The sequence below is a fragment of the Enterobacter sp. PP-008-ECC_S150 genome, assembly GCF_045257065.1.
Taxonomy (GTDB): domain Bacteria; phylum Pseudomonadota; class Gammaproteobacteria; order Enterobacterales; family Enterobacteriaceae; genus Enterobacter; species Enterobacter chengduensis.
Map to the genome: position 1 here is coordinate 173,657 of NZ_JBJHHG010000010.1, position 9,980 is coordinate 183,636.

The 9,980-nt window shown below is 57.3% G+C and carries 7 protein-coding genes; 3 read left to right on the forward strand and 4 right to left on the reverse strand.

Annotated features, from left to right (window positions below; translation table 11 throughout):
* Positions 1–4 precede the first annotated feature (4 nt).
* On the forward strand, positions 5–2,368 hold the full coding sequence (locus ACJBF3_RS13190) for a TIM-barrel domain-containing protein (protein ID WP_045327419.1): 2,364 nt from the start codon (positions 5–7) through the stop codon (positions 2,366–2,368).
* A gap of 85 nt (positions 2,369–2,453) precedes the next feature.
* Here the strand turns inward: ACJBF3_RS13190 and ACJBF3_RS13195 are convergent, their stop codons facing one another.
* Positions 2,454–4,049: an ABC-F family ATPase gene (locus ACJBF3_RS13195; protein ID WP_008501187.1), complete on the reverse strand. Its 1,596-nt coding sequence runs from the start codon at positions 4,047–4,049 to the stop codon at positions 2,454–2,456.
* Between the two features lie 222 nt (positions 4,050–4,271).
* On the opposite strand from ACJBF3_RS13195, the gene ldtB reads away from it, so the two are divergent.
* On the forward strand, positions 4,272–5,192 hold the full coding sequence (gene ldtB, locus ACJBF3_RS13200) for a L,D-transpeptidase (protein WP_032639080.1): 921 nt from the start codon (positions 4,272–4,274) through the stop codon (positions 5,190–5,192).
* Between the two features lie 42 nt (positions 5,193–5,234).
* On the opposite strand, the gene ACJBF3_RS13205 is transcribed toward ldtB, so the two are convergent.
* Genes ACJBF3_RS13205 through ACJBF3_RS13215 form a run of 3 tightly spaced genes read right to left on the reverse strand, consistent with a single transcriptional unit; the run spans position 5,235 to position 8,717 of the window.
* The gene (locus ACJBF3_RS13205; RefSeq protein WP_045327420.1) at positions 5,235–5,951 is read right to left on the reverse strand and encodes a GntR family transcriptional regulator; all 717 of its coding nucleotides are present in this window, start codon (positions 5,949–5,951) and stop codon (positions 5,235–5,237) included.
* Between the two features lie 15 nt (positions 5,952–5,966).
* On the reverse strand, positions 5,967–7,289 hold the full coding sequence (locus ACJBF3_RS13210) for a PTS sugar transporter subunit IIC (protein ID WP_045327421.1): 1,323 nt from the start codon (positions 7,287–7,289) through the stop codon (positions 5,967–5,969).
* A 51-nt stretch (positions 7,290–7,340) separates the two neighbouring features.
* A complete protein-coding gene (locus ACJBF3_RS13215; protein ID WP_045327423.1) occupies positions 7,341–8,717 on the reverse strand; it encodes a glycoside hydrolase family 1 protein in 1,377 nt (458 codons plus the stop codon).
* Positions 8,718–8,968: 251 nt separating this feature from the next.
* Here ACJBF3_RS13215 and ACJBF3_RS13220 point away from each other — a divergent pair, with 251 nt between their 5' ends.
* Positions 8,969–9,889, forward strand: a complete 921-nt coding sequence (locus ACJBF3_RS13220; RefSeq protein ID WP_406545150.1) for a succinylglutamate desuccinylase/aspartoacylase family protein — start codon at positions 8,969–8,971, stop codon at positions 9,887–9,889.
* The last annotated feature ends 91 nt before the right edge of the window (positions 9,890–9,980 follow it).

The window sequence follows — 9,980 nt, forward strand, 5'->3', positions numbered from 1 at the left end:
GCATATGAAAACCCTGAAAAACTGGACCGTTGATACGCAGTCGGCAAACCATCTGGAACTGCTGGTGGATAACCAGCACCGTCTGTGCCTGTATGTGCTGGAAGAGAACCTGTTCCGCGTGCTGATCAAGCGCAAAGGCGAACTGGCGCTCGATCGTACCTGGAGTATCGCGCCGGAAAAAGACGTGCCGTGGGAAGGTCGCCGTCGTGACGATATAAGCGGCTTTTCCTGTCCGGCCTGGACCCTGACGCAGCAGGAAAATTCCGTGACGGTGGCGACCGAACAGCTTCGCGTTACCGTCCACCAGCCCCTGTGGCTGGAGTGGCACTATCGCAACGAGGCGGGCGAGTGGCAGCCTCTGGTCAACGACCGCCCCACCAGCGCCTACCTGCTGAACGCCCACGGCGACGGCGCGGCGCACTACCTCAGCCGCCGCAGGGACGAGCGTTTCTACGGACTGGGCGAAAAAGGGGGCGATCTGCAGCGCAACGGTAAACGCTACGAGATGCGCAACCTCGACGCCATGGGCTACAACGCCGCCAGCACCGACCCGCTGTACAAGCACATTCCGTTCACCCTCACCCGCCGTGACGACGTCAGCTACGGCCTGTTCTACGACAACCTGAGCAGCTGCTGGCTTGATCTGGGCAACGAAATCGACAACTACCACACCGCCTACCGCCGCTGGCAGGCGGAAGCGGGCGATATCGACTACTACCTCTTTACCGGCAAGCGCGTGCTGGACGTCACCAAGGCCTTCGTGCGCCTGACCGGGAAAACGCTGTTCGGGCCGAAGTGGAGCCTGGGCTACAGCGGCTCGACCATGCACTATACCGACGCGCCGGACGCGCAAAACCAGCTGATGAACTTCATCCGCCTGTGCGAAGAGCACGCTATTCCGTGCGACTCGTTCCAGCTTTCGTCTGGCTATACCTCCATCAACGGCAAGCGCTACGTCTTTAACTGGAACTACGACAAGGTGCCGCAGCCGAAGGTGATGAGCCAGGCGTTTCACGACGCCGGGTTAAAGCTTGCCGCGAACATCAAGCCGTGTCTGCTGCAGGATCATCCGCGCTACGGCGAAGTGGCGGAGAGCGGCCTGTTTATTCGCGATTCAGAAACCGATGCGCCGGAGCGTTCAAGCTTCTGGGATGACGAAGGCTCACACCTCGACTTTACCAACCCGCAGACGGTGAAGTGGTGGCAGGAAGGCGTGACCACGCAGCTGCTGGAGATGGGCATCGACTCCACCTGGAACGACAACAACGAATATGAAGTGTGGGACGGGGAAGCGCGCTGCTTCGGCTTCGGCAGGGAGATCGCCATCAAGCACATTCGCCCGGTGATGCCGCTGCTGATGATGCGCGCCTCGCTGGAAGCGCAGCAGCGCTTTGCGCCGGAAAAACGTCCGTATCTCATCTCCCGCTCCGGCTGTGCCGGAATGCAGCGCTACGTCCAGACCTGGAGCGGCGATAACCGCACTAACTGGGATACCCTGCGCTATAACATCCGCATGGGGCTGGGCATGAGCCTCTCCGGGCTGTTCAACGTCGGCCACGACGTCGGCGGTTTCTCCGGCGACAAGCCGGACGCCGAGCTGTTCGTGCGCTGGGTGCAGAACGGCGTGATGCATCCGCGCTTTACCATTCACTCGTGGAACGATGACCACACGGTGAACGAGCCGTGGATGTACCCGGGCGTCACGCCAGCGATTCGCGGCGCGATTGAGCTGCGCTACCGCCTGCTGCCGTATCTCTACACCCTGCTCTGGCAGGCGCACGCCGACGACGAGCCGATGCTGCGCCCAACCTTCCTCGACCACGAGCACGACGCGCAGACCTTCGAAGAGTGCGACGACTTCCTGCTGGGCCGCGACCTGCTGGTGGCCAGCGTCGTCGAAGCCGGGCAGCGCGAGCGCCGGGTCTGGCTGCCGAATAACGAAACGGGCTGGTACGATTTTTACACCCACGCGTGGTATGCGGGCGGGCAGTCCATCGTCCTCGATGCGCCGCTGGAAAAGCTGCCGCTGCTGGTGCGCGCCGGAGCAGGTCTGCCGCTGAGCGAGCGCATCACGCATGTGAGTGCTGAAAAAGATACGACCCGCGAGCTGAAGCTGTTCCCGGTGAAAGGCGTCGGCACGACCTCGGGGCTGCTGTTTGAAGACGACGGCGAGTCCTGGGGCTATCAGAACGGCAATGCGCTGTGGGTGGAATGGGAAATGGTGTGCGACGGCGCAAACATCAACCTGAAGGTGAACGCGCGCGGAGACTATCGCCCGGCGTGGAAGGCGCTGAAGGTGTCATTACCGGCGGGGGAAAAACGTACGCTGCTGGTGAACGGGGTTGAAGGGAGCGAGTGGGTGCTTTAAACATTGCCGGGTGGCGGCTTCGCCTTACCCGGCCTACAAGCTGAACCGTAGGCCCGGTAAGCGCAGCGCCACCGGGCTTTTTTTTTTAGCCGTCGATGCCTTTACTGCGCAGGTAATCTTCGTAGTTACCGGTGAAGTCCACCACGCGCTCTGGCGTAATTTCAATCACGCGGGTCGCCAGCGAGCTGACGAACTCACGGTCGTGAGAGACGAAGATCAGGGTACCCTGATACATCTCCAGCGCCATGTTCAGCGATTCGATCGATTCCATATCCAGGTGGTTAGTCGGTTCGTCCATCACCAGGATGTTGGGTTTTTCCATCATCAGCTTGCCGAACAGCATGCGGCCTTTTTCACCACCTGAGAGCACTTTTGCAGGCTTTTTGATGTCGTCCTGGCTGAACAGCAGACGACCCAGAATGCTGCGCACCGCCTGTTCGTCGTCGCCTTCCTGCTTCCACTGGCTCATCCAGTCGAAGACGGTCAGGTCGTTTTCAAACTCGTACTCATGGTCCTGCGCGTAGTAGCCAATCTGCGCGTTTTCGGACCATTTCACGGTGCCGTTGTCCGGCTGCAGTTCGCCGACCAGGGTTTTCAGCATAGTGGATTTACCCACGCCGTTGGCGCCCAGAATTGCAATCTTCTCGCCCACTTCCAGCAGCAGGTTGAAGTTTTTAAACAGCGGGCCTTCATCGAAGCCTTTGGTAAGGGCTTCCACTTCCAGCGCGTTACGGAACAGCTTCTTGTCCTGCTCGAAGCGGATGAACGGGTTCTGACGGCTGGAGGCTTTAACCTCTTCCAGCTTGATTTTGTCAATCTGACGCGCGCGCGAGGTCGCCTGACGCGACTTAGAGGCGTTGGCGCTGAAGCGGCTAACGAAGGACTGCAGGTCCGCAATCTGCGCTTTCTTCTTGGCGTTATCCGCAAGCAGACGCTCGCGCGCCTGGGTGGCCGCCGTCATGTATTCGTCGTAGTTGCCCGGATAGACGCGCAGCTCGCCGTAGTCCAGATCCGCCATGTGCGTACAGACCATGTTCAGGAAGTGACGGTCGTGCGAGATGATAATCATGGTGCTGTCGCGGTCGTTCAGCGTCTGCTCCAGCCAGCGGATGGTGTCGATATCCAGGTTGTTCGTCGGTTCGTCGAGCAGCAGGATGTCCGGGTTAGAGAACAGCGCCTGCGCCAGCAGAACACGCAGCTTCCAGCCCGGCGCGACTTCGCTCATCGGGCCGTAATGCTGTTCCACAGGAATGCCCACGCCCAGCAGCAGCTCGCCCGCGCGGGCTTCCGCCGAGTAACCGTCCATCTCGCCGTACTGCGTTTCCAGGTCGGCCACCTTGTAGCCGTCTTCTTCGCTCATTTCAGCCAGGGCGTAGATGCGATCGCGCTCCTGCTTCACTTCCCACAGCTCCGCGTGCCCCATGATCACGGTGTCCAGCACGGTGAACTCTTCGAAGGCGAACTGATCCTGACGCAGCTTACCGATGCGCTCGTTAGGGTCGAGCGATACGTTGCCGAGCGTCGGCTCCAGGTCGCCGCCGAGGATCTTCATAAAGGTGGATTTTCCGCTACCGTTGGCACCAATCAGGCCGTAACGGTTGCCGCCGCCAAATTTGACGGAAATGTTTTCGAACAGCGGCTTACTGCCAAACTGCATAGTGACGTTGCTGGTAACTAACACGGGGAGATTCCTGCGAAAAGTGTGATAAACACGGCATTATGCCACAATTCCGAATTGAGATCCCGTGTTGCGGCAATCCACTAAACTTTAACAAAATCGAAAAAAATGTGATTTCGTACACATCTGAATTCCCAGTGAGCGGGAATGCACATATAATGCGCTCCCATCACAGATTCAGACTTATCAACTCATCGCCAGAATGGCTTAGATACCTCGCACAACATGAACATGAAATTAACAACGCTTTTTGCGGCGGCGTTAGCCGTAGTAGGTTTTTGTAAGACCGCGTCTGCGGTGACGTACCCTCTGCCTACAGACGGTAGCCGTCTGGTGGGTCAAAACCAGGTGGTGACGGTTCCTGAAGGTAACTCGCAGCCGCTGGAGTACTTCGCGGCGCAGTACCAGCTGGGCCTGTCTAACATGCTGGAAGCGAACCCGGGCGTTGACCCGTATCTGCCAAAAGCGGGTACCGTGCTGAATATCCCTCAGCAGCTGATCCTGCCGGATACCGTTCATGAAGGTATCGTGATTAACAGCGCGGAAATGCGTCTGTATTACTACCCGAAAGGCACCAACACCGTGATCGTGCTGCCAATCGGCATCGGCCAGCTGGGTAAAGACACCCCAATGAACTGGACCACCAAAGTTGAGCGTAAGAAAGCGGGTCCAACCTGGACGCCGACCGCCAAAATGCACGCGGAATACATCGCTGCGGGCGAACCGCTGCCGGCCGTTGTGCCAGCGGGCCCGGATAACCCGATGGGTCTGTACGCGCTGTACATTGGCCGCCTGTACGCTATCCACGGCACCAACGCCAACTTCGGTATCGGCCTGCGCGTCAGCCACGGCTGCGTGCGTCTGCGTAACGACGACATCAAGTTCCTGTTTGAAAACGTGCCGGTCGGTACGCGCGTGCAGTTCATCAACGAACCGGTGAAAGCGACCTCTGAGCCAGACGGCAGCCGCTACATCGAAGTGCACAACCCGCTGTCCACCAGCGAAGACCAGATCAACAACAACGAAGTTGTTCCTGTTACGCTGAACAGCGCGGTGCAGGCGGTGACCTCTCAGCCAGACGTGGAAACGACCATCGTTGACCAGGCCGTACAGAACCGCTCCGGTATGCCGGTGCGCTTGAACTGATAGCGAAGCATTAAAAAAGCGGGCCACGTTGCCCGCTTTTTTTTATCCGTTATTCACGATCACGATCCCGCCGTGGTCGTACCGATAGTGGCAGTGGGCGTACTCCAGCGGCGTACCGTCCTCGAGATAAATCACCTGCTCCACTTCCAGTACGGGATCGGTTTCCTCACAGACCAGATGCTCTCTGTCCAGCGCGCTGGGCTTGAGCGCCCTCACCACCCGGTACGACCCCATAATTTTCAGCCCCAGCGTCTCCTGCACGTACTTAAACACAGAGCCTTCAAGATGGTTTTTCGTCAGGCCCGGCACCAGATTCATCGGCATCACCGTGGAATCCAGCGACATCGGTTCGCCGTTCAGCAAGCGCAGTCGAATGAAGTCATAGACAGGCGCATCGGCGTTTACCATCAGCGAGGCCTGCTCCTTTTCGTTCGGGAAGCGCAGCTCGAAATGCACCACCCGGCTCGTGACCGTCCCCAGATGTTCCCAGGTTTTGGTGGCGCCAAAATAGTCGCTGCCGGAGAGATCCCACTGCGAGAGCTGGAGGAAGTTTTTGCGGATGAACGTGCCCTGCCCCTGGCGGGTATAGACCAGACCTTCGACGATCAGCTGGCGCATCGCCTGCTGGATGGTCATCCGGCTGGTGCTGAACTCCGCCGCCAGCGCAAACTGGTCCGGCAGCGGTTCGTTGGCGGCGTACTGCTGGCTGATAATGCGTTTCTTGATTTCCCGCGCTATGGTGATGTACTTCGCCGCCATCGTCCTTCCTTTCAGTTAGTTTTCTATCCCGCTGTTTTTCAAGGCCACTCGCTCGGCAATTTTGAGGAAAGGCAGGTAGAAGAATACACCAAATACGATGATTGCCAACTGCACCACCACCGCCCGCCAGTCCCCTGCAGTGGCCAGCCAGGCGCTGAGAATGGGCGGCGTAGTCCACGGGATCATCACCACGCAGCGCGACATTAACCCCAGCGTGGTGCACAGCCACGCAAACCAGATGCCGATGGCGGGCAGCAGCACAAACGGGATCATCAGCGGCAGGTTAAACACGATCGGCAGGCCAAAAATCACCGGCTCGTTGATGTTGAATAATCCGGGCGCCAGCGACAGGCGCGCCACCTGCTTCGCCGATTTTTGCCGGGAGAAGATAAAGATGGCGATCAGCAGCGAGATCGTGCTGCCCGTCCCGCCCACCATGCCAAAGGTCGGCACGAAGATATTGTTGATGATGTGCGGGATGGGCTGGCCGTTGGCGAAGGCCAGCATGTTCTCGTTGGTGTTGATCAGCAGGAACGGTTCCAGCACCACGCTGTTGACCACCGACTGGTGAATCCCCAGCGTGAACAGGAAGTTACCGAAGCTATAGATGAAAATCGTCCCCGGCAGGCTGGTGTTGATCAGCCGCAGCGGCTGCTGGATAAAGGTGGTAATGAGATGGATCAGGTCCGTATGCAGCACGTTTGCCAGTATCGCCGCCAGCACCGCGAACAGGGAGAGCGTGAGGATCGTCGGGATCAGCGCGGTGAAGGATTTGCTCACCGCCGGGGGCACGTTTTCCCCCAGCGAAATGTGCAGCGCCCTGAGCCGCGAGATGGCGATAAACACCTCCGTTGAGAGCAGCCCAATCAGCACCCCGGCGAAAATCCCGGTCGAGCCGATATTGGCGAACGTCAGCACCTGGGTGACGTTCACCGTGGCATCGCTGCCGACGGGCGTAACCTGCAGGCGCATCGGCATCATGATGATGAAGCTGCTCACGGCGATAACCACTGCCGAGACCGGATTGTCGAAATCTTTGTTGCGCGCCAGCGACCAGGCGATCATCGGCGCCAGCAGCAGCGCGGCGATGTTCAGCGTGCCGTTAATAATCGCCTCGCCCCACACTTTGAAGTGTGCCAGCGTATCGCCGTGAAAAATCCACGGAAACACCACGTTGTTCACCAGCACCGCCAGGCCGGCGAGGATGAAGATGGGCATCACCGTGGCGAAGGCGTCGCGCAGAGAACGCAGGTGCACCTGGTTTGCCAGGCGCGCCGAGAACTCGACAAATTTATCAACAAAGGACTGCATATGCGGTGTGATTTTTGTTTCAGACATAGCGGAGAGTTCCCATCAATCAGTCACAAAAACGGCCCGGCAGCGTACGGCTTACATCTCGCGTCCGTTGGTATGGATAACCTGTTTTAACCACGCGTAGCTCTTCTTCGGCACGCGCCTGAGGTCTTTCAGATCGTGGTTTTCACGGTTGACATAGACCACGCCGTAGCGCTTGCGCATGTCGCCCTGGGAGCTGAGAATGTCGATTAACCCCCAGCCGAGGTAGCCAATGACCTCTGCCCCGTCCTCGAACATCGCCGCTTTCATCGCCTCGATATGCGCCCGGTGGTAGTCGATGCGGTAGGTGTCCTCAATCGGGTTCACGCCGTCCCACGCCTCAATCACCCCAATGCCGTTTTCAATCGGGAAGACCGGCATCCGCCAGTCGTTGGCGTAGCGGGTGATGATGGTGCGAAAGCCGAGCGGATCGATCTGCCAGTTCCACTCGGTGGCCTTCAGGTAGGGGTTGTTTTTCTCGCCGTGCAGCAGGTAATCGTTCACCGGCGTGCCTTCTGGGATGGCGTCGCTGTCCAGCGTTTTGCTGGCGTAGTAGCTGAAGGCCATATAGTCGTTTTTGGTGCGCGCCAGCAGGGCTAAATCCTCGGCGCGGTAGATATCGCCAAACCCTTCCCGCTCCACCACCGCCATTACCGCCGGGCTGTAGCCCTGCCCGGCAAAGACGCGCAGCAGGTTCTGGTTGAGGAATTCGTCATACTGCTGGGCGCAGAAGATATCGCGCGGTTTGCAGGTGGCCGGGTAGATCAGCTGGTGCGCCAGCATGCCGCCCATCAGCTTGCCCGGTTTGGTCTGGTGCAGGTATTCGGTCAGCGCCATGTGCGCCACCATCGTATGATGCTGCAGCTCGTACAGCTCGCGCAGGGTTTTGTCACCCTTCATATAACCGGAAATGCGGAAGGCTTCCGGCATATGGAAGATGTTTTGCTCGTTGAAGGTCAGCCAGTACTTCACGCGGTCGCCAAAGCAGTCGATCATCTTTTTACCGTAGCGGATAAAGGCCTCCATCACGCGGCGGTCGTTAAAGCCGTTGTACTCCTGCGCCAGCGCCAGCGGCATATCGAAGTGGTACAGGCAGATCATCGGCTCAATGCCGCGGGCGATCAGGTCATCGATAAAGCGGTCGTAAAACGCGATGCCTTCATCGTTAAAATCACCGTCTCCCTGCGGGCAGACGCGGCTCCAGGAAATCTGGAAGCGGTAGCAGTTCATGCCGAGATCCTGCATCAGGTCGAAATCTTCCCGGTAGCGGTGGTAGGAGTCGGTCGCCACTTTCCAGTCGGAAATATTCTCCCCGGCTTCACGGATGTCGTAGACCGACATGCCCTTTCCGCCCTCGTTCCACGCGCCCTCCGTCTGCATGCTGGAGACCGAGTTGCCCCATAAAAAATTGGCCGGTAGCGATGTGTTCATGCTCTCTCCCTATATGACTAGTCATTTAAAATTTCATGACTAGTCATATAGGCGAAGATGAAAAGTTGATCAAAGAGGAGGATCGTTTTTTGTGAGGTATGTTGGAAAGAAGAAGCCGGGCAGGAAGATGGATCGCGCAAATCCTGTTCCTGACGCCGGAGCGCTAACCTATGCAAATTCACATTTCCCGATCGTGCCACTGGCTGGCCTCATAAAATCACTATTAACTTAATGAGCACGAACCACGGCCCATGCCAGAAAATAAAAATCTCAACCCTATCAAATGGAAAATGACGCACATGAAGATATCTACTAGCCGTATCGCATTCGCTCTCAGCTTAGCGTTGCCATGCTCAATGACTCACGCGGCAACGGTGTATACGGGTGATAAGGTGCAGGGAGTACCTGTTATCTCGACTCTGGATGTAGCTGACCTGACAGCAGGACAACATCGCTTCATGTTCGAGGGGGTTGAGACAGGAACGGGACAGCGATGGTATGTCCCCATAATGGTGGCAAAAGGGAAAACGGACGGGAAGAAAGTTCTGCTTCAGGCTGGCGTCCACGGGGATGAGCTAAATGGGGTTCGCATCGTACAAAAAGTGATGGAACAACTGGACCCCGCCAAAATGAAAGGAAGCGTTATTGGTATTATTGGCCCAAACCGTTCTGGTCTTGAAAGGGTTTCCCGGACATGGTCTGTTTCAACCGATGGTAGTGAGACGATCGACTACAACCGCGTACATCCGGGAAAAGAAACGGGTAACACTGCTGAGCGTCAGGCATGGATGATGTGGAATAAGGTTTACAAGGGAAATGTAGACCTGGCGATTGACTATCACACCCAGTCTACCGGAACGGCTTATCCGCTGTTCATTTATGCCGACTACCGCAATGCGGATGCCCGGACGATTGCAGAACTTTTTCCGGCCGATCAAATTAAGAAAGATCCCGGCGAAGCCGGCTCAATGGAGACAACCTTTATTCAAAATGGTATCCCGGCGATAACGGCCGAGACGGGAGAACCGAGAATTTACCAGCAGGATATGATTGCCCGGGGTTTAGAGGGTGCCCTCAATGTACTGATCCACTACAAGGTTATTGAAGGCAAAATAGGCGCAACCGCCAGAAGCAATAAAACGTATATACCCGTGATCATTGAAGACGCTTGATTTTTCAGCAACAGGAGATCATGCTGTCCCCATGAAAATCTTTATCACTGACCAACAAAAAGCTGAACTTGAGCGTCTTCATGACTCCAGT